Raw genomic sequence first — 21,099 nt, 5'->3', positions numbered from 1 at the left:
TCCAATTTAGTATTTGCTACTCGACGACAGCGCGAACTTTCTCTTTATCCCGAAGCTGACCCGGATTGGACGTAACGACCAGTTCCCCTTCCTTCACTCCGGATACGACCTCCTGGAGCGGCTCGTTGGTTCGGCCGAGCTGAACCTTGCGCTTCTCCACCGTATCGCCGGCCACAATGAACACGTAGTTATCTTCGCCTTCCTTGACGATACTGAACGACGGAACGGTTAACACGATTTGATCCTTCTCCTCCGTCAATTGAACCCGCACCTTCATTCCCGGCTTCAACGCCATGTCCGAATTGGGTACATCCAAATTCAGCTCATACGATTTCAATTCGGGGTCGATGACCTTGGAGAGAAAGCTGATCGGGCCCTTCTGCCTTTTGGCATCACCGGCCAAGTAGTAGCCCAGCTCGGTTTTGCCGTTGGCAAACCGCGTTTGCTCCTCGGAAAGCTGTGCTTTGATTCGAATCGGGTCCAGCTTCTGAACGAGCCCGACCTTGCTTCCTTGCGTTACGGACATTCCCGGTTCAAAAGGCATCTCCGTTAAAACGCCGTTCACCGGCGCCTTCACTTCCAGGTAACTCATGGCTTGGTCCACCTGAAGCAGAGACATTTGCGCCGTTTTCAGCTGAACCTCCAGCTCTGATGTCGCATCAATCGGCTCTACAGAAGCCTGCTTCTGCTTCATCTGCTCGAGGTCGAACCGGCTGTTTTTCAGCTGAACCTCCGCCTGATATACCTGGGCCTTGGTCGCCAGTCCGACCTCATAGTCGTTCTTCGCTTTATTGTAGGCTTTGGTCAAATCGATTAACGTTTGCTCCATCTTTTCAATCGTGCTGTTCATGTCGCGCCGCTGATTCTCCATATCTTTGCGCGCTCTGTCGCGCGCTTTGCGGATGGCATCCTCTGCAGTCTGCACAGCCAGCGCCGCCCGTTCTCTCTGGAACTTCGCTTCGCTCGAGGTCATGCGGAAGATGACTTCCCCTTCCTGCACCACGTCACCGCGGGCTTTAAGCACCCGCTCTACGTCCCCCGATGCCTTCGCGACAAGCTCGAACTGCGCGGACGATTGCACGGTGCCCGTCAGCTCGATCGGGTCGCCGATTTTTTGCTTCGTGATCTTTGCCGCCTTGATGCTCTTCAGCGAAGGTGCCTGAGCTTGCTCTTGTCCTGCAAGATTAGTGTTCGATGCTAACGGGATCGTCTCCGAGCATCCGGCCATAATAACGAAGCTGAGCGCCAAAATACAAAACGTTCTGACCCTTCGCCGATGCGGTCCTAATCTTTTTCTTCTCATGGCTGTGAACCCTCTCTCCTTACAACGATTGGTTTACCATTTATTGATACAGGTACGCACCGGCATCCCGGCTGCTGATCTGATTCATCACGATGCCAAGCAAGTTGGCTTTGGCCAGCTCCAGCTCTTCTTTCACTTTTTTCGCTACAATCCGTTTCAGCTTCCCATGCTCGATAACCAACAGAACGCCGTCGCTTTTGGCGGACATGATCTTCGCATCGGTCAACGTTAATAGCGGAGGCGTATCGATGAAGATGATATCGAAGCGCTCCCTCAGTTCGTCCAACAGCAGACTCATTCGGCTTGAGGCAAGCAGCTCCGAAGGGTTCGGCTGCATCGAACCGGCCGGGATTACGGACAACTGGTCCACATAGGAATCCTGAATAATTCCGTCGACGGCACTGTCGTTCAAAAGGTAATTCGTCAGCCCTCTGCCGGCATCGCCGCCCAAAGTCAGGTGAATTGACGGCTTGCGGAGATCGGCGTCGATCAACACAACCCTTTTGCCGATTTGGGCATACGCAACCGCCAAATTGATGGCCGTCGTCGTCTTGCCTTCCCCATGGCCGCTGGAGGTCACCGTAATGGTCTTCACGCCGTGGTCGAGTGCCGCCGCTTCGATGTTGAATCTTAACGACCGAAACGCTTCCGATGCGGCCGAGTCCGGGTTGATCTGCATAAAAATATCCGCGCTAGTGGCTTGTTTTGGCATAGGTCGCTTCTCCTACTTTTCTGCGAGATTGACTTCTTCGTTCCGCCTTCAGCTCTTTTTCCTTCATCTTAGGAACCAGGGCAAGCGTGGACACTCCGAATAGGGTGCGGACGTCGTTATCCGTCTTGACCGTATCGTCCAGCGCCTCGAGCAGGAAAATGATTCCGACCGCAACGACCAGAGAAGCGGCAAAGCTAAGCACGAGATACTGGTTTGACTTCTTATTGACCGGATTCGGATAATCTTGCATTTTGGCCCGGTTTAATATGGTAATGTTATCGACTTTCATAATTTTGGGAATCTCGGTTTGGAATACTTCCGAAACGGCGTTGGCGATGGTCACTGCTTTTTCATAGGAATAATGCTGTGCGGATATGGTCATAACCTGGGTCTCCCTCAGATCGGATACGTTGGTCAGGGAGATGAGCTGTTCGGCGGTCAGGTTCAAGTCGGGGTATCTTTGTACCACCTTATCCATGATGGCCGGAGTTTTAATAATTTCTTTATATGTATTGATAAGAGCAAGGTTAACGCCGATGAGTCCGTAGTCGATCTGCTCCTTCCCCATGTCCTTCTCGCTCGTTTTGTTAACGATCAGCTTGGTGGATGCCATATAAATAGGCTGGTAATTCATATTGCTGTAAATGGCCGTCGGTATTGTGGCCGCTAGTACAATGATCACGATAAGCCACAGGCGTTTCTTGAATAAGGCAACATACTCTTTTAAATTAATCTCCATCATTATCCTCCAAAGGAACTAGTTTCCTAATTTTCTCCGTTATGGAATGGTACTTTTTGTATCATTCGTTATGAATATAACTTTATGACACTTTTTGTATCATGTCAACAGACTATTTTACGGTTTTTGTTCCAAAATGTATCGCTCCCAGCACCAAATACTCTTCTATTTGGCAAAAAATGTGTTATTAGCCGTCGTTTTTTTCATTTCCCATGGCAAAATACCATTTTTGTTAAATTATTCACATTTCTTCTATTTAAACATATTATATTGAAAATAATAGAACGGGGTGGTAGATATGGCTGACGAAGACAGCAGTTTGGTGAATTTTGTCGTTTATTACGAGGACTGGACGGGCGACGAATCGGTAACGGTCGTGGTTCCACCCGCCAATGTAACGAATTTGACGGCAACTGCCATACAAGCGTCCTCCATAACCTTAGCATGGACAGCCAGCACATCGGAGCAAGTGTCGGGGTATGTTATTTATAATGGTCCCATTTATGCAGGACAAACATCCGGAACGACCTTTACCCTATCGGGCCTGAGCCCGGTAACCTCCTACAGCTTCACCGTAAAAACCAGCACGAGCGACGGCTCCCTCTCATCAGGGGCAGTGGTGAACGCAACCACATTGCCGCTGCGGTACGCTTTGTCAATGAACGGACTGAATGATTATATTACGACACCGTCCATTTCATTCGATACGGTAGTGATGGATATTTCGGTATCCCCCAATAAAAACGTATATAGCGCTTATTTGGACGCTTCCAAATCCATTGCCCAGTCGACGGTAGTCAGGGACAGCTCCGGACGTGATCTCCTTCAAGCCGCGTGGAAATCAATTTTCGTTGACGGGGTCGACAAAACGAGCTTGCAGGGCACGACCGCAATCGTCCCCTCCAACCAGAGAACTACGGTGAAATCGGTGCTCAAAGCTCCGGGGAAATCGATCATTTATATATTCGCTAATCAGTTGGGCTCTATTCCTATGAAAGGAGTCCTTTACGGCGTCCAGATCTTGCAGGGCAGTCAAGTCGTAGCATCCTACGATTTCACCGTGCCTTTTGCAGGCAGCACCGTGTTGGACAAGAGCGGCAACAATAATAACGGCAAGCTGCAGGGCGGAACCTGGATCAATTGGTAGCTAAATGAACGTGGCGGCAAGTCCGAAACAATGGGAGGTGTTAAGGAATGAAGGGAAAGCTGAAAAAACTGAAATCCGCAAGCAATGAATATATGTACCCTATAACCGTTGCTGAAGGGGTCTTTGTAGATCCCGAGACGGATTTAAAAACCAAACTCAGTGAGTTGGAGACCAAGATTGGCAGCACCAGCACGTACAGGATTGAGCTGGACCGATGGGGAATCAAGAACGACGGCACCGAGGCGGAAGCCGCTACCAAAGGAATCAACGATGCCCTCTCTTGGGCAAAGTCCGCAGGATACAATCACGTCGTGCTGCCAAGCGGCACCTACGGGCTGAAGCTGGATTCCAGCGGCTTTGCCATTTATATGCTGAGCGGCATTCACTTCGAGATGCAGGACGATTGCATATTGCAGCTGGAGGGCAACTCGTTCCCCGAATATCGCATTATTCGCATCAAGAGTATCGATCACGCCAAGGTCTCGGGAGGACTCATTATCGGAGACAGGGCATCGCATCAATACGAGATGTACGTCCGATTCGTGCGAGGCGGCGTCAATGCCGACGGCTCGTTAAACGACGATTCTCGCTTCATTCGCAGTGAAATCGTAGACCGGTACGAGAATCCTGGATTGTTGTCGAATTTCCGCTTGTGGTCCATCGACGGCATAACGGCAGGAAGCTACAGCTTCTACCAATACAAGGATACCGTATCCAAGGATACGCTGGTCGGCTTCCGAACCAACGGGGGCTTCGCTCCGGCGTCTCCAACCGGCAGAGGATGGTTCGATACGATTGACAAGGCCAATAAAATGGTGTTCGTCATCGACATTTCGGCCACACCCTTAACCGATCAGCAGATAGCCCAAATAAGCGCCAAAGTCGATAGCTCTTACTATACCCATGAGAGCGGTCACGGGATCGGCATCGAGAGCTCCAATAATATCGTTATTGAAGGAGTCGAGATCCGCCATTGCACCGGCGACGGCATTTTAACGGGAATCGGTATCCATTACGAGGACCCGTCCCAATATACCCAGGAAGAAATGGGGCATCACATCTACATCCACGGCTGCTACATCCACCATACAAGAAGACAGGGCATCTCGCTGTGCGGCCCTAACGATGTATATGTGTTCAACAATACGATTCACCATATCGGTTATGCCGACGACGATGTGACGGTAGACTTCCGAAGCGGTACCGCACCCATGTTCGGTATCGATATTGAGTCTATGGTCAGCGAAACCAACATCCCTTACGCCAGCTTTTATTTGAACCGTGACGGCTTGGAAACGAACTACAGAATTACTATTTATAACAACTATATACATCATAATGCTAGAGGGCATTTTATCAATGCGGACGGCACCTACATTACGCTGCAAAATAATACGTTCGAAGGCTATACCGTCGGAGGGATATCTTCGAACCCTAACCAATGGTATGTAAACTATGTAAACAATACCTTCGTTGAGAGCACGCTGGTCGTTTCCGGCAATAATACCGTAAATGGAGCCGTCGTCACTAAAGGAAACATTAATTTGCAAAATATTCAGGGTGCTACTATTGAAAACTGCAATATTAGAAATGGATTATTCTTCGGCTCAAGCATTTATGGCTACCTGGGTACCCCGGCTTCCGTCAATGTCGCTACGGGCACCTTCACCTATAGTACCGCCCATGGAATGGGGAGCGGCGCTCAAGTCAGCTTTGAGCAATGGTTCGGCAAAGTTCCGGCAGGCATCAGCGTCGATAAGCTGTACTATACGGTCAATACTACCTCGACGAGCTTCCAGGTCTCCGAGACGGCAGGAGGCAGTCCGGTCGTCATTACCGATGCCGGAGTGAAGGGATTCAACATTTCCCGATACAACTACGGCCGATGCTATATTAACAATATAACGGTAGAGAAAGACTGGAAGGATAATAATAATTATGATGGAAATACAGGCTTCAATATCATTATGACTGGAGGCACCGTAAGGGATATTACCGTCAAGAACAGCAGCGTCTCGATCAAGCCGCCGGATAACTATATAGGCAGGCCTAACACCATTGAGGGCTTGACCGCAATAGAGTGTACGGGCAATCTGGATGGAAGCAGAATCAGCAGCTTGAAATTTATGAGAGCGAAAACCGGCGCATTGGGCGGCGACCTGAACTTGGGCTCCAGCAATGTATATTCCCGATTGTACGTGGACAGCGGCTTATTCCAAGGCATTCAAGTCATCCTGCTCTCCGCTTACGTTGCCAACGCCACGTTCTTGAACGCCAAGCTGTATAAACCTGATCAGCCCTTCGTCTCGACATTGGCCAATAGTTATATGGAAAATAGCTCCATTAGCCTGAACTGGATTACGTTCGAAAAGACGATGACGATTGCCAAATGTCTGTTCAACAATACTGCCGTTGACATTAGTCCGGCTGTCAAAATGATCGATAATGTGGATATAAATACAGGGCTTACAGATAACAGAATGAATGCGTTGCCAATCAATGGTTATTATTATCTCGGCCAAATTATCTATAACGCATCGCCCATACCGGGCGGCTATGTAGGCTGGATTTGTACGACAGCGGGATATGCGAACAACCAGGTCTGGGCAGCTTCCAGAAGCTATGCCAAAGGATATCGAATCCAAGCGGGCGGTCATGTATATGAGGCCGTGAATGCAGGCACATCCGGTGCTGCGGCTCCTGCCTTCCCCGTTACAGCCGGTGCAACCATTATGGACAATACCGTCACCTGGAAGGAAATAGGCTTGTTGGCCGTGTTCAAACCATTTGGGCCTATAAGCCCATAGTAACTGTTGACTCATGAGGCTGGCGAATTAATCGTCAGCCTTATCATTTGTTTTCATTCCTGAAACTGGTAATTACTTAAGTCCTAAAAAAAAGTTTTCAGCCCTACCCTTAAAGCGTTCTCAAAAGGGCGGAATTGTTGTATGATTCTTAATAACGAACGTTATTCCTTATTGAGGGAGGTATCGTAGCTTGGCACGTGCAAAATGGTTCGTATGCGTGTTTTTACTCGTTAGCGCCATCATGTTCCCTGCATCCGCCTTCGCATCTAACGGCCATTCCGACAAGAGCAGCAAAAGCAGCTTTCAGCAGTTCTTTTCGTCATTTTTCTCAAAAGATCACGGAAAGGATAACGACCGGAACAACGATTGGGACTGGGACTGGGATGACCATGACAAAGATTGGGACGACAACAAGGATTGGGACAGAAAAGAAAAGGAATTCAAAGATTGGCTCGAAAAGCACAGGAACGAAATCCCTCGAGAATCGAAGGATATATGGAAAGACTGGTTCTGTTATTAAGCCAAAAGTACATACGAGGATTGTGCATAAGAAAATGACCGGTTCCGGGGCTGAAATAGTCCGGAAGGCCGGTCTTCTTTATTTCCTGCCGATGCGGCGGGCCAGGCGTCCTAACGAAGGCTTTTACGGATGCTTGCTAGACGGATGATTCATGCTGCCTGACTGTCTTTATGCCTGAAACGGATTATTTGCTCTTCTGCTCTTTGGCATCGGTAATGACGATTTCCCCTTCATCAAAAAACACCTTCATGTTCATGCTCTCGCTGACGAAGCGGACCGGCACCAGCGTAATGCTGTCTCTGATGATTGCAGGAGCATCCAGCTCGCTCGGCTTCCCGTTCACAAGGGCGTCCTTACGGTCAATGACCAGCTCGACCTTGACATCGTCCTTGACCAAGGTAACCTTCCGCTCCTGGCCGTTCCAGTCGACCTTCGCTCCCAAGGCTTCTCCGATAAAACGAATCGGTACCATCGTTCTGCCCTCCAGCGTAAACGGAGCCACCTCCAGCGTCGTCTCCTGTTCGTCAATCGCCGCTGTAGTCGAATCCAGCTTCAGAAAGATCGTTTTGAAGCCGAAGGCCTTATCGTTGAAATAGTTGGATGCCGGATCGCCGAATTGTACCGGCTTGCTGATTACGGTACCGAAGCTCGTTTCCACTTCGATCGTATAATATTGCCCGTTCTTAATAGAGCCGTTATTGTTCGCGTACAGGTCGAAGGTGACGTTCCCGCGGAAGCTGCCTACAGGCTCCTTCACATCCTTTTTGAAGCCCTGCGTTACAACGTTCTCCCCCTGCATAATGCCCAGCAGCCAGCCGGTTCCGGCACGGTTCGTCCTCCAGATGCCTTGATACGCCTCTTTGCCGTCTTTGTCCGTAGGGCGCAAAATAACCGCCAACAGATCTGTTTTTTGCGCGAAGCTCAGCTTCAGCCTGAAGTGTCCGTCCTTCCGCTCGTCGGGTCCGAATTCGGCGATGCCGGTCCGGTCCGAGTCCAAGTCCTGCCAGCTGAATTCCCGGATGGCTACGGGCGCATAGGAAACCTCATTGTCGGCATACGGCGTGACGTTCGATTTCACCGTTCCTTTGCTCGTCGCTATTTCAAGATAGTAGTATTCACCGGGTTTCATCCCGTTGTTGTCCGAGGCATACAGCTCGAGCTGTGCAACGCCTTTGAACGTGCCGAGCGACTGCTGAAACGTCGTATTCCTAATTTTGCCGTCCTGCACTACCGCCAGCAGGTTGCCGATATCGCCGGTCGGCGCTTTCCACGTTTTCCAGATGCCATGGTTCGTATCCTTGCCGCTGGCATCAGCGGTTTTCATTGTAATGGTCTTGATCTCCACTCCGTCCCCTGCGTCCAGCAAAAGGCTGAGATGACCGTCTCGCGTACCGTCCGGTACCGAGGTTTTATCCAGAGAAATGCGGTCGAGCTCTTTATCCAAAAAGCGGAATTGCTTCACCTGCACACCGGATGGGTCGGCGGCAAGCACAGGGTTGGTCACCGTGACGGCACCAAATAGGGTCAAACAGGCTATAATCGTTCTTAATCCACTACGCAACATGTTCGTGTTGTCCTCCTTCGGGCAATGCTTATTATTGGCTTGCAGTGATTTCATGAGCATGAGTTCATGTAGTAAATGGCCCCCCTCCTGAGCCGAGCTGGATTGCACTTCACAGGCTCTGGCTCTGGAGGAGAGGGAACTGGGGATGAAATATACCCAGCTAGACTGTTTATCGTTTATTCAATAATCGGCTGAGAATGACTGCCGCCTGCGCTCTGGTAGCCAGGCCGTCCGGGTCGAATGCGTGCTCGCTCACCCCTTCGACGAGCCCTTCCTGCACAGCCAAGGCGACCTCGGACAGGGACCAGCCATGAAGCTGCTCTTTGTCTTCAAAAGCGTCCAAGCGATGCAATGAGCCTTCGGAAGCATTCTTGACCTTCAGGCGGTAAGCCCTCGCTATCATGACGGTCATCTGCTCGCGGGTCACAACTTCATTCGGGGCGAAGCGCTGCTCCCCTATTCCTTCGACGAGACCTGCGGCGACGCCGGCTTGCACCGCTCCGTAATACCAGCCGCCGGTCTCTACGTCGGAGAAGCTAACGCTGCCTGCCGGCTGCCTCAGTCCAAGAGACCGCACTAGCATTGCCGTGAATTCAGCGCGCGTAACGGATCGGTCCGGTCCGAATTCGACCGCGGAATAGCCGTTGACCAGCAGCCGCCGCGCCATCCATTCCACCTCCTTGCGGCCCCAGTGGCCGTCAATATCCTGGAAGCCGTTGTTAAACGCCATCGGCGCAACAGTGGCAAGTGATGTTAGCTGTACGCGAGGCGATCCGCCGCCGGATGCTGCTTCGGCCGCGAAGCTCCATTGAGCGGCCTGCGGGTCGAAGCGGTATAGTCCCGCCTGTGACGGCAGTGACGCCGGCCATTCCACGTCCATCGGCTTGTGCTCTGCCATGCCAAGCGGAGTCGTGCGATCTCCGTTCACGGCTTCAACCGCTATCGTAACGGCCCCGCCGATCCATTGCAGCGCATCGCTTTGCTTGCGCGCCGCTTCCCGCAGCTCCGCCTCCTGCTCTGATGAGACCTGAGACAGCCGTAATACAATGTCTCCGGTTTGTAGTGCATGGTCCGGAGCCATAACGGATTGCGTCGGCAGGTAAACCTTGCCCAGCGGGGACGACAGCTCGATGACCGCTTGCGCTTCACCCATTTGCTTCATCAGCGACGACGGAAGCACCAGCACATATTCGTCGGTGCGCTCCTTCATCTCCACGATAAACCGCTTCGCTTTACCGCCCTTCAATGCAGTCTCTACAGCCTCCACGTTCGGGATGAGACGCATGCCGGATTGACCGTTCGGCTTCGTTTGCTTCTCGATGCGCGCATCCTTGCCCAAATCTATCGTCTCGGCGTCGCCAGGCTGCGGCTGTGCAGGAACTACGACCGATCCGGACGATCCGGATCGTCCCCGGTTCTCCTGCTTTCGAACGATCGAAAGCGTGTACGTCTTCGTCGTCGTCCGGTCTTCTGCGGTAACGACGATATGAATCCGGCCGTCGGCAGGGATCGCGACCTGCATCGCTGTGCCGTTGACTACGGCCGCTCCGTTAATCGTGACGGCCGCCTTTGGATGCGCGGTCGCTGCGATTTGCAGCGCGGTTATCCCGTTGGCGACGCTCACACCGTATTCAGCTACGTCCGGGCTGAAGGCAGGTGACAGCTCGCCTGGCGAAAGGGTCAATGCGCTGAGCTTTGCATCGTCGGATAGCGGACCGCCATGATGGCGCACAGCCTTGATCGCGTACGTGCGAGTCGTCCTGCCGTCCTCTGCGGTTACCGTGACGGCTATCTCTCCATCAGCCGGAATCCGTACGGACCTGGCCGTCCCGCTGACGGCTTCTTCCCCGTCGATGGACAGCTTAGCCTTAGCATCCGCTACGGTCGCCGTAAGCTGCAGCTGCTCCGCATCCGCCGCTACATTCACCGTATAGGACGCCTTTTCCGGGTCAAAAACCGGCGTCAGCGGATCCGCATCTGTCGTTAAAGCACTTAGCGCCGCATTGCCGGATGCCGTCTGGTACGCTACATTTAATGTCTTTTCCAGCGAATCATTTCCTTCTAAGTCTGCCGCAGCTCCGGACAAGAGCTTTAACGAAGTTTGGCCCGGAGAAAGCTTGCGGTCCAATGTCAGCAGCAGCGCCCGTTCGTCACGAATATCGGATACGGCGGAAACCACCGCCCCGCTATTCCCGTTCAATGCAAGCTTCGTCGCATCGACTGACCGGTTCGACGCCAACGGTTCGTTAAACAGGAGCCGTATCAACCGGCCCTCTCCTTCCGCAGTCGCTTCTACCGGCTCCGGTCCGGTACTATCCTGGACTTTTGCCGTAAAGCTGCCCTCATAGCCGCTGCGCATCCAAACATCCGCATAGCTTTTGAAATAGGAAGGATTGACCTTGATTTGGTATGGAGTCTGAACCGCCAGCTTTTCTGCCGTTTCAAACCGAACCGTCTGAGATAAAACAGCTCCCGCCTGACTTGGGCTCACTGCATTCTTAATGAATTTCGCTTTTCCTGCGATCGGCTTGCCGGTCGAATCGGTTATCACAATCGTCTCCGGAGCTAGCTCCGATACTTGCAAATACTTCGTAAATCGGACGTCGACATAGCTGCCTCCTTCATAGGTCACCCCGGTAACGCTCTGCACCTCAGGTGCGGCACGGGACACCAGTCCCGCATTCACTTCCGTGTGCGGCGGAGGAACCTGCAGCTCGGCGCTCTCCATCGTCTCGTAGCCGGATTTTTTCCAGACGACCTTCCATGTACCCGGGGGTACGTCCCAGCCGTACTTGCCTTCGAGATCGGTCACTTGCGGGTTTCTCTGCTCATACTCGGAGGCATCCCATACGACCCATTTATCGTTCGACGGACGGCTTGGATCCAAGTACAGCACGGTAGCATCTACACCGCTAAGACGATTGTCGGCGATCGCTTCATACACGAAGCCGCTCGGGTCGTAGATCCACTTCGGATCTCCAATTTTGCGGCTGTGACGGTCGTACCGGTCATCGAGAGTGTCTTCATTCCGGCACATATTGTATCCTGTCCCTACCGCATCCACCTGCTTGTCGACATAATTGTCGATCTTTTTGCTGACCGCGAATGTAGCTGCTCCTGCAGCGATACCCGCCGGCCCGGTTAAGCTCATCGCCCCGGTCCATGCCTTCAGAGCGGTCTTGGCAATCTCGCCTCCGACGGTGACGAGCAGCGCCTTTCCCGCTTGTCTGGCCGTCTTCGGAATTTCGGCCCAGCAATCCATTCCGGTCTGAACACCATACGAGATCCGGTTGATCCGTTCCGAGAAGCTGTGGAACTTTCTGTAGGTACCGTTAAGCTTAAACGCATTGGTGTAGGAATTTTTGAACTCCAGCTTAACCTCCGATTTTACGCGGGCCATACCCTCGCTTCCAGCTGCTGAAGATTTGAATACCTGCTGCGGCTGAAGCTGGAATGAGCCTTGACCCGCCTTGCCGTTCAGCTCGGCTGGCAGACCGTTAGGGAATAGCATGCTCATCGGCATATAGCCTTCGGTTACCGTAAGCAGCTTCTCTTCATCCTCCATATAATCGGAGGAGCTGTTGTACACCGGAAGCCCCGAGCTCTCCGCCAAACGGATTTCCTCGGCGGATGGCCGGTAGCTGACATTCGGTTCAATCGTTAGCGTGACGGTAAGCTTGATCCCTTCCATGCTCGGCAGCTTGATGACGGCTGTTCCCGAATATTGTCCGTCCTTCAGCTCGAACGGCGTTACGCTCTCCACTTCAAAATCCTTCATTCCATCCGGCATCGACTGCCTGATTTGTTCCATGGTCGGCACTTGGCCGTCATAAATGAACGGCTCGGGCTTGACGTTGTAAGAAACGTACACCCCGCCCAGCGCTCCGTGGTCCGTAGGAACTAGGGCCTTATAAATGCCTCCTTCGCGCACCGCCTTCACCGGCTCTCCGCTCTGGCGTCCCAGATAGACGTATACATCCGTCACCTCATCCGGCTTATCGAACAACAGCTCGAATTGGAACGGATTTCCGGGTACAACGGTATATGGAGGCCGTATGACTCCCAGCTCCGGGTTGAAAGTGATCCAATTTCCTTTCGGCGACTGGGCCATCCCCACTTCCAGCAGCTTCGGCTGGCGGACGGAATACTGTACAAACGCCGTATCCGACTGAAGCAGTACGGAGTTCAACTCTGCTTCGGCTCTCAGCGCGTGCATCGCGGGATCGCCAAGCTCGGGAAGCGTCGCTTCCATGCTCCAATAGCCTGTAGGCGCAGCTGTCGCGCTGCCTAACAGCACCTCGCCGTCGTATACTTTCACCTGACTTCCGGAAGGCGCATTGCCGCCGACACGGATTTGGTGACTCGTAATCCTGTTGGATACGTCCAACGTCACCTTTTGCGCGTCGAGCAGCACCGTTCCGATCGTTTCATCGATCGCTTTGCCCTCCATCTGCGTCTGAATCGCCGCAGCCGCACGAACGGAGCCTTTATTAAACGAAGCAGATACGTTCAGCGAATAGGAAACCGTACCGGATTGACCTTTCGCAACCTGGCCCAGAGGCACGCGGATTCGATTGCCTTCCACCGCAGCGCTTCCTTTTGCTCCAGTTACAACGACCTGCCCTTGCCCATCAAGCACTGGAGCCATACCTTCAGGTATTTCCAGCAAGAGGCTTGCATTCTCTGCAGCCGGATTATTGGATCCGTTCCTGTAAGCGACGCGAAAACTGACGGTTCCGCCCGGAACGACCTGATTTGTTAAGGCGGTAAATGAATTGCCGGTTTGATGTGCAAACCTTCTGGATTGGTTAAATTCCAAAGTGCCAAGCTTCAATACCTGATTTTCTGCAACCGTAAAATCGATGCTTGCATACTCCACCTTGCTTGTATCGGATTGAAGCCGGCGTGACAGCTCCAGCCGGTACGCGCCGGCCTTAGGAACGTTAAGTCGGAATGAACCCCCGGCAAAATCGTCGCTGCTTGCATTGGCCGCCCACACTTTATTTCCATTCGGCTGCAGCTCGAAGATCGTTCCGCTGACGGAACGGTAATCCGTGCCGGTGAGAACCCCTTCGATGATGGCGCCTTGTTCCTCCAAACGAATTTCTGCTGTCGCATTGCTGTTTGCATCCAATGTCACTTGCTCGCATTTGCTCATATAGGAGGGAACGGTCGCCGTGACACAAACATTGAAGTTATCTCCGGGATCCCCTTGAAAATAGTACGCATTGTGGTAGTAGCCGGTCATTTTGCCGGAACGGCCTTCCACCTGTGTCAGGAAGTTCATTTGCTCCAAATTGAGCGGCCCCACCCAATCGCCGTCGATTTGTTTGGTGTATACCTTCAAATTAATGACTCCAGAGCCCGGCTGGCGTAACGGAATCGGAAACGGCGTCGAGCTGCTTTTTACAACGTTTACCTTCAAGCTTCCTTCCGTACTGTAATGGAAAGAGGTTTCCGCAGCTTCGATAGACGCCTCCCCTTCCATCAAACTCAGCTTGTAGGAACCGTCCAGGCTGCTGCGCGTCTGGCGCACTACCGGCTTGGAACGAAACGTCTGCGTCGCCGTTATGATTGCATTTGCGACAGGCTTGCCGGCCGGATCGGTCACTGTTCCTTCTACTATGCCTTCCGCCGGACCTGTGAGCTTCAGCTCCTTCTCGTTGTCACCGGGAATCAGCTCGAGTGACATTTCAGGCACCGGATCGAACAAACGGTCCTCTACGTCGACTCGGAGCCGAATCGTGCTTCCCGCTTTCAGCCCATCCTGCCATGAAGTCCAGCCAGCCGCATCAGTTCGAAGCTTTGCTAGAAGTTGGCCATTTGCATCCCATAATTGAACAGGGACATTCGAAACCGGCTGGAGCAACGGGTCAACGACCTGCATGCGCATTTTTGCCGGCTGATTTACCGGAACCTGAACCGGGGTCTTGCGTCCCGCTTCGACTCGGATACCGTCCCGCTCAACCCATACGTATTCGAAATCAGGAGAGTACAGCGTCAAGCGGTAGTCCTGCCCCGGGTACAGGCCGCTTACAGCATAAGGCCCCGGCCCCTGTAAAGTTATCAATTCCGTACCGTACCTGCTATTCGAAACCGTAAGGATCGCGCCGTTCAAATCCCCGTTCCAGGAATGAAGGAACTCTAGAGCCATGCTTCCGGAGACGATGAGCGGCCAATTGCCAGCGGATTGGACCGTTTCCGCGCCTGTGGCGCTATCTACCATTTTAACCTTGAGCTGGGACAACTCGCCGATCCCTTCTGCAATAGGAAAGACCGCCTCGTATTCGCCCGGTATCGTCTTGCTTTCCTCCATCGTCAGCATAGCATTGCGGGTCTCGTACTCCGTTCCGTTCCACGCTTTATAGGCGATTTCGGCCTTCGCTTGACGGGCTGAAGCCCCTTTAGCCTGAATTCTCAAATCGCTCCCGGATGCAGGAAGGTTGTTGCGTGACCATTCCGCATACCAGGTCAACGCAAATTGATTGCCTCCGCTGCTCGCACTGAACTTGTAGGTCGGCCCGCCAAAAGTTGCGTTAAAATCACGGTTAACCGCTTCAACCTGGAATAAATGCTCAACCCCAGGCAAAAGCTCCTTGGCCGTAAAGCGGTTGCCGCTGCCCACAGGAACATACCCCAGCCAGTCGCCGTCGAGATAGATCCTGTATCCGAGCACACCCTTGCTGTCCTGGGCATCCGGCCATTGAAGCGTGACATAATCGGGCCCGATATCCGCCGCCTGAAGCGCGCTTCCTGAAGGCCACACGGGCGCGTTCCCGTTCGAGGCAAAAAACAGCTGATCGGGAATATCGATGTCGCCGTGCTCTCCGAAGTTCTCTGTGGACCAGGAGTAAAAAGCTACCGGAGTCGCCCCGCTCCCCACAGCAGGCTTTTTGCTAGGACTGATCAGCCGAAAAGGAGACTTCGGCACCTTTACCCTGGCGGATGCTTGCGTCTCCACCTCCGCGACGTAAGCCTCTTCTCCTATATCCGGGTCATCGTTGAGAACATCGTAGCCGACATATCGGCCATCCGGGCTAACATAGGGATGCTGGCTGTCTTGGAGATGCTGCTGACCGGCTTCGCTGACGGAAACCCGCTTGATCGTCCCGCTGCCGCTGCGCTCGTCATAGACAAAAATATCTTGAGCCAAATTCGTGTCATCGGGAACCAAGTTGGCCGCCATGGAGGCGAAGGCGACGACTTTACCGTCGTTGCTTAAGGAAGATGTCCCGCTCCACCCGAGCGCCTCGTCTCCGTTCATCCCCATGCTGATCCGCTTGAACGGCGTGCTGCCGCCAAGACGGTCGTACCTGTAAATATCGCTTTCCGAGTTCGTATCATCGGCAACGAGCTTCGCTTGGGACTCAAAAGCAACGTAGCGGCCGTCCCCGCTGATCGAGGGACCCATGCTGTCAAACGCCTCATCCGGATCCAGCCCGGGGCGCGTGCTGATGCGGGTCAGCTTACCCGTTGTCCGGTCATGCAGGAATACGTCTCGGTTATCATCCGTATCCTCAGGAACCAGTCCCTTCGCTCTGGAATCGAAGGCTATATAACGGCCATCCTCGCTGATCGACACTTGATTCAACGCAGCCTCGCTACTGGCCTCCGAGGCGTTAGGTGTAATCGTATCAAGCTTCTTCGTCTCCCGGTCGTATAAGTAGACCGTGACCTCGCTATTCGCAAGTCCTTCCTGATAAGAGAAAGCCACATACCGGGCGTCTCCGCTAAAATCAAAATCGACGATCCCTCCCGTCGTGGTTGGTCCGGTTATGTTGTCGAGCGTGCCGGTCAATCGGTCATGCACCGTAACGACCATCCTCACATCACCCGGAGCTCCGGATACGAGCATTCGGATGAAGGCCGCGTACTTGCCGTCCGGTGTCAGCCGCACTTTGGAATAATCCGGCACGAACATGGTCGGCGTCACGCTGCGCTCTGCTTTAGCAAGCAGATTCCATGACAGTGCAGCGGATTTCACAGGCGAAAGCGCAGGAATCACGGGGGCGTATACGTTTGAGTATACGTTTTGGCTGACATTGGCTTTAGCCCGGCCCGTCGTACCGCTTCCGCTTGGTACAGCTGCTGCCCCAGACACCGGCAGTGCGGTGAGCATAAGCAGCGCCCCGGATAACAGGGCGGCCGTGTTTCTTTTAAATAATTTCCACAATGGCTGGCTCATCGAAAATACAACCTCCAACATTTCACATTTTCGATACGCAATGTATCGAAAGGTACATATCCTATGGATAAGCTTCAGTTGAACACGTTAGCGGAGCTGTACTAGGGGTACAGCCGCTAACGCGTTCTCCTGAAAAAGCACATAGTGTTGCTACGCGGTCAGTAAGTGCTTGGCGAGTCACAGCTGGATTGATAGTGCCTGGAGAAAGTACGCTCCGCTTCCAAATGCCCCTTGACTGGAAAAAAAGACTACGCGAATGCTGCTTCCGGCTTCGCCTCTGGTTTTGCTGCAAACGCTGCTTCGGGCTTCGCCTCTGCTTTTGTTGCATATCGCGCTTCGGGCTTCGCCTCTGGTTTCGCTGCATATCGCGCTTCGGGCTTCGCCTCTGCTTTTGCTGCAAACGCTGCTTCCGGCTTCGCCTCTGGTTTTGCTGCATATCGCGCTTCCGGCTTCGCCTCTGGTTTGGCAGCCAATGCTGCTTCGGGCTTCGCTTCTGGTTTCGCTGCATATCGCGCTTCCGGCTTCGCCTCTGCTTTTGCTGCAAACGCTGCTTCAGGCTTCGCTTCTGGTTTCGCTGCATATCGCGCTTCCGGCTTCGCCTCTGCTTTTGCTGCATATCGCGCTTCCGGCTTCGCCTCTGGTTTCGCCGCGAATGCCGCTTCGGGCTTCGCCTCTGCTTTTGCTGCGAATGCCGCTTCCGGCTTCGCATTTACCGCTGCCGGTGCTACCAGGGCTGCCAACAGGGCAACTCCTGTCAACCATTTGATCGCTTTGTTCATGTTACTCTCCATTAAATAATCCCTCCGATGAACGTTTTTGAATTATTGACGCTTACCATATCTTACCGTGGGAGCGCTCGGGTTTCATGAGCTATGGCAGGGAAATAAACCGGGAGTAATTCAGGAATAAACCGGGAGTCCTTTAGGATAATTTTTCCTATGTTTCCGACTAATCGAGTTAATGCACTCCTGCAAACTGCAGTTTCGATCCTTTAAAATGGCTGCTATTACAATAAAAAAGAGCTATCCTCCCAACCGTGTTGGAAGGAGTAGCTCTCGTCTTGGAATTAAATCAATTCGGATTTTTGCAGAAGTCTTTGCACAATTGCAGCAACCTCGGCCCTCGTAATGAACATTTTAGGCGCAAGCTGCGCTCCGTTTCTTCCCGATACGATGCCTGCCTGTACAGAATCGGCTACACCGCTTTGCGCCCAACCGGAAACATCGGCGGCATCCGTATACGGCGCAAGTGCTGCACTTGTCGTCTGAACAGCAATCTTGTCTTTGAGACCGGTAAGTGACGCTGCTTTGGCGATAATAACCATGGCTTGTTCACGGGTAATCTTATCATTCGGACGGAACGAACCATCCTCAAAGCCGCCGATCAGACCATACGCATATGCAGTATGAACCGCACTGCTGTACCAATCCGAAGCCTTTACATCGGAGAATGGCGCCGCTCCGCTCTCCAGCTTCAGCCCAAGACCGCGTACAATGATGGCTGCAAATTCAGCACGGGTAATATCCCGGTCAGGACTGAACATGCTGCCGCCCGTACCGTTGATGACCATACGCGATCCCATATTGTTGACGGCCTCTTTTGCCCAATGGCCTTCAGCATCGCTAAATTGGAGAGGATGCCATACGATCGAATATATGCTATTGGTTAAGCTGTTGATTTTGGCAAAATACTTACCGTCAATGAGTACAATCTTAGTCGGTACGTGGCGGACGGTTCCGTCCGGCTCGACAACAACGCCTGTTGTAATTTTGTTAGGATCAACATCGTCCGGAATTGCAATAGTACGTTCTACATAAGCATTGAACTTCGATACTTCGATCGTTGTATTACCGTAGGTGCCTTTAACCGTAAAATGGACGGGTGGAGCAACAAGCGTAAATGTTCCTTGCTCCGCCGCGTTCTTCACAACCTGTACCATATCGGCCGTTGGCACAGCGATTTCAATCTGTATCTTAATATCTTGAAGCGCCACCGACTTCCCTACCTGCTCGGATATCGCATTAATATTGATTTGCTGCGCAGGAAGCGTATAGGTTGCCTGATCCGTTTTGATGACGACAACCGCTTGTTTTTCTTCCATGCTTTTAACCATTTGGCCGTTCAGTTCCCCGATGACAACATCAGACTTCACGTTTACCGGGATTGTAACAACTGCCCCTTGGCCTTCCGCTTGGAGTTTAGCCTCCAGCTTCTTCTGGTCAATGGCTACCGTTGTGACCGTTTGATTATTGATTTCAGTTGTCGTTGCAATTCCCGCATTTTCCGCCTTGCCATTCACAAGCACGTTTACTCCGGTATTCGTTTGCTCCTGCTGAACCGGTGTCGTAGAGGACGAGCCGCTGCCGCTATCTCTCGACGAGTTCGGAATGGCTGCGTTCGAAGCATCGGACGGTGTGCTGCCGCCCACTCCATTGAAAGCTTTTACGGTGAAGGTATAGCTGATTCCGTTGCTCAAGCCCGCAACGATAATCGGACTCCCCGTTCCGGTCACTTGGATGCCGCCCGGTGAAGCTGTTACCTCATACCGCGTAATCGCGCTTCCGCCATTAACGGCCGGAGCCTTGAAAGTGATCGTCGCCTGTCCGTTTCCAGCTGCTGCCGTTACCTCCGTCGGTGCTGCCGGAACTGTCATTGGCGTTGCACTGACTTCATTGGAAGCAGCGCTGTCCCCTCCCGGATTCGTCGCTTTGACTACGAAATAGTACGTCGTTCCATTCGTTAAGCCTGCCACATTGTAGGTGTAGACCGATCCGGATACCGTTGCCACTTCGGTACCATATGTGCTGGAAGTAACACTTTGGTAAACTTTATACCCTGTCGATCCGGCCACCCGGCTCCAGGACAAACTAACTTGAGCATTCCCTGCTATGGCAGTCTGCAGTAAAGGCACTCCTGGCGAAGGCACTTGAGGTACTGCGCTAACTTCGTTGGAAGCAGGGCTCACGCCGTCAGGATTCATTGCTTTTACTACAAAATAATATTTCGTCCCATTCGTTAAACCGGTTGCCCGATATTGATAAACGGAACTACTTACCGTAGTGACCGGATTATCGTATGAATCCGCCTGAGTACTTTGAAACACCTGATAGCCGGTAGCATTGGCTGTATTTGTCCACGTGATCACTGCATTGGAATCGCCTGAGACGATAGATTGGATCGCGGGTACGCCCGGAGAATTCATCGTCCATTTAGCAAACAATGTAAGATCGGATGTAATCGCAGTAGTCGAAAAACCGAATGGCGACGTCATCCCGCTGTCCGTATACCAGCCTCTAAAATCGTATCCCGGTTTTTCCGGAGCTGCCGGTTCTGAAGCATACGTATTATAAGTCACGCTCTGATTTGCTACGGACGAGCCTCCGTTACTCTGAAAACGAACCGCATAATTGTTAATCGACCATTTGGCATAGATTGTTGTATTGTCAGTGATGGAGCTTGCGAAGGAATACGGCGTATTCAACGTACCGTCCGTATACCAGCCGACAAAAGTATACCCCGTCTTTGTAGGGTCTACCGCTGGTCTCACTGCATTTTCGTTATACACTACGGTTTGCACAGAAATAGGCGAACCGCCATACACATTAAACGAGACCGTGTAGTTGTTGATCGTCCACTTGGCATTAATCGTTGTATTGCCGGTTACGGCATCTGTAAATAGATATGGCGTGTTAAACGAACCGTCAGTATACCAGCCGCCAAAGGTATGGCCGGTTTTTACAGGGTCTACCATCGGCTTAACCGCATTTCCGTTATACGCTACCGTCTGGTTGGCTATCGCCGTACCGCCATATACGTTAAAAGAAACCGTGTACGTGTTGATCGCAAACACTGCGCTCACACTCTTGTTCGCTTTCACATTGGTCTCTGTACGCGTTGCGTCCGTTACCTCATCGCTCCACTTTACGAAGTGGTAGCCTTCTTCAGGAACTGCCGTTACCGCTGTTCCGTTGGCACCAAAGTTCACCGTCTGCGAAGCGATGCCGTCCAGCGTTCCGTGCTCTCCCGCTGTATACGTCAACGTGTACTTGTTGATCGCAAATACTGCGCTCACAGTGACATCTCCCTGTACGTTGAGATCCGTACGCGTTGCTTCCGTTACGT

The 21,099-nt window shown here is 52.5% G+C and carries 10 protein-coding genes; 3 read left to right on the top strand and 7 right to left on the bottom strand.

The annotated features are described in order from the left end of the window. Positions 1-16 precede the first annotated feature (16 nt). The 3 genes from ACFQ88_RS20990 to ACFQ88_RS20980 are packed head-to-tail and all read right to left on the bottom strand — an operon-like array spanning position 17 to position 2,754. Positions 17-1,303 (bottom strand): efflux RND transporter periplasmic adaptor subunit, encoded by a 1,287-nt coding sequence (locus ACFQ88_RS20990; protein ID WP_239631848.1) that lies wholly within the window; start codon positions 1,301-1,303, stop codon positions 17-19. A gap of 40 nt (positions 1,304-1,343) precedes the next feature. Further along, on the bottom strand, positions 1,344-2,015 hold the full coding sequence (locus ACFQ88_RS20985; protein WP_379456338.1) for a CpsD/CapB family tyrosine-protein kinase: 672 nt from the start codon (positions 2,013-2,015) through the stop codon (positions 1,344-1,346). After that, positions 1,996-2,754 (bottom strand): YveK family protein, encoded by a 759-nt coding sequence (locus ACFQ88_RS20980; RefSeq protein WP_379456336.1) that lies wholly within the window; start codon positions 2,752-2,754, stop codon positions 1,996-1,998. Before ACFQ88_RS20980 ends, ACFQ88_RS20985 begins: the two co-directional genes overlap by 20 nt. Positions 2,755-3,052: 298 nt before the next feature. Here ACFQ88_RS20980 and ACFQ88_RS20975 point away from each other — a divergent pair, with 298 nt between their 5' ends. From ACFQ88_RS20975 to ACFQ88_RS20965, 3 genes are all read left to right on the top strand, one after another. After that, a complete protein-coding gene (locus ACFQ88_RS20975) occupies positions 3,053-3,901 on the top strand; it encodes a fibronectin type III domain-containing protein (protein ID WP_379456334.1) in 849 nt (282 codons plus the stop codon). A 47-nt stretch (positions 3,902-3,948) separates the two neighbouring features. Beyond that, positions 3,949-6,708, top strand: a complete 2,760-nt coding sequence (locus tag ACFQ88_RS20970; protein WP_379456332.1) for a right-handed parallel beta-helix repeat-containing protein — start codon at positions 3,949-3,951, stop codon at positions 6,706-6,708. A 190-nt stretch (positions 6,709-6,898) separates the two neighbouring features. Then, a complete protein-coding gene (locus tag ACFQ88_RS20965) occupies positions 6,899-7,228 on the top strand; it encodes a hypothetical protein (RefSeq protein WP_379456330.1) in 330 nt (109 codons plus the stop codon). 184 nt (positions 7,229-7,412) lie between these two features. Here the strand turns inward: ACFQ88_RS20965 and ACFQ88_RS20960 are convergent, their stop codons facing one another. The 4 genes from ACFQ88_RS20960 to ACFQ88_RS20945 form a co-directional block, all read right to left on the bottom strand. Then, complete coding sequence (locus ACFQ88_RS20960) at positions 7,413-8,792, bottom strand: copper amine oxidase N-terminal domain-containing protein (protein ID WP_379456328.1); 1,380 nt, start codon at positions 8,790-8,792, stop codon at positions 7,413-7,415. A 169-nt stretch (positions 8,793-8,961) separates the two neighbouring features. Continuing rightward, positions 8,962-16,977, bottom strand: coding sequence for a cadherin-like beta sandwich domain-containing protein (locus tag ACFQ88_RS20955; RefSeq protein ID WP_379456326.1), 8,016 nt, complete (start codon positions 16,975-16,977; stop codon positions 8,962-8,964). A 248-nt stretch (positions 16,978-17,225) separates the two neighbouring features. Beyond that, a complete protein-coding gene (locus ACFQ88_RS20950) occupies positions 17,226-17,768 on the bottom strand; it encodes a hypothetical protein (protein ID WP_379456324.1) in 543 nt (180 codons plus the stop codon). Between the two features lie 275 nt (positions 17,769-18,043). Next, positions 18,044-21,049: an InlB B-repeat-containing protein gene (locus ACFQ88_RS20945; protein ID WP_379456322.1), complete on the bottom strand. Its 3,006-nt coding sequence runs from the start codon at positions 21,047-21,049 to the stop codon at positions 18,044-18,046. Positions 21,050-21,099: the final 50 nt, after the last annotated feature.

Source organism: Paenibacillus sp. NPDC056579 (genome assembly GCF_042793215.1).
Classification (GTDB): domain Bacteria; phylum Bacillota; class Bacilli; order Paenibacillales; family NBRC-103111; genus Paenibacillus_S.
Note: the sequence above shows the minus strand (reverse complement) of the source record. Positions and strands in the feature narration are given on the sequence as shown.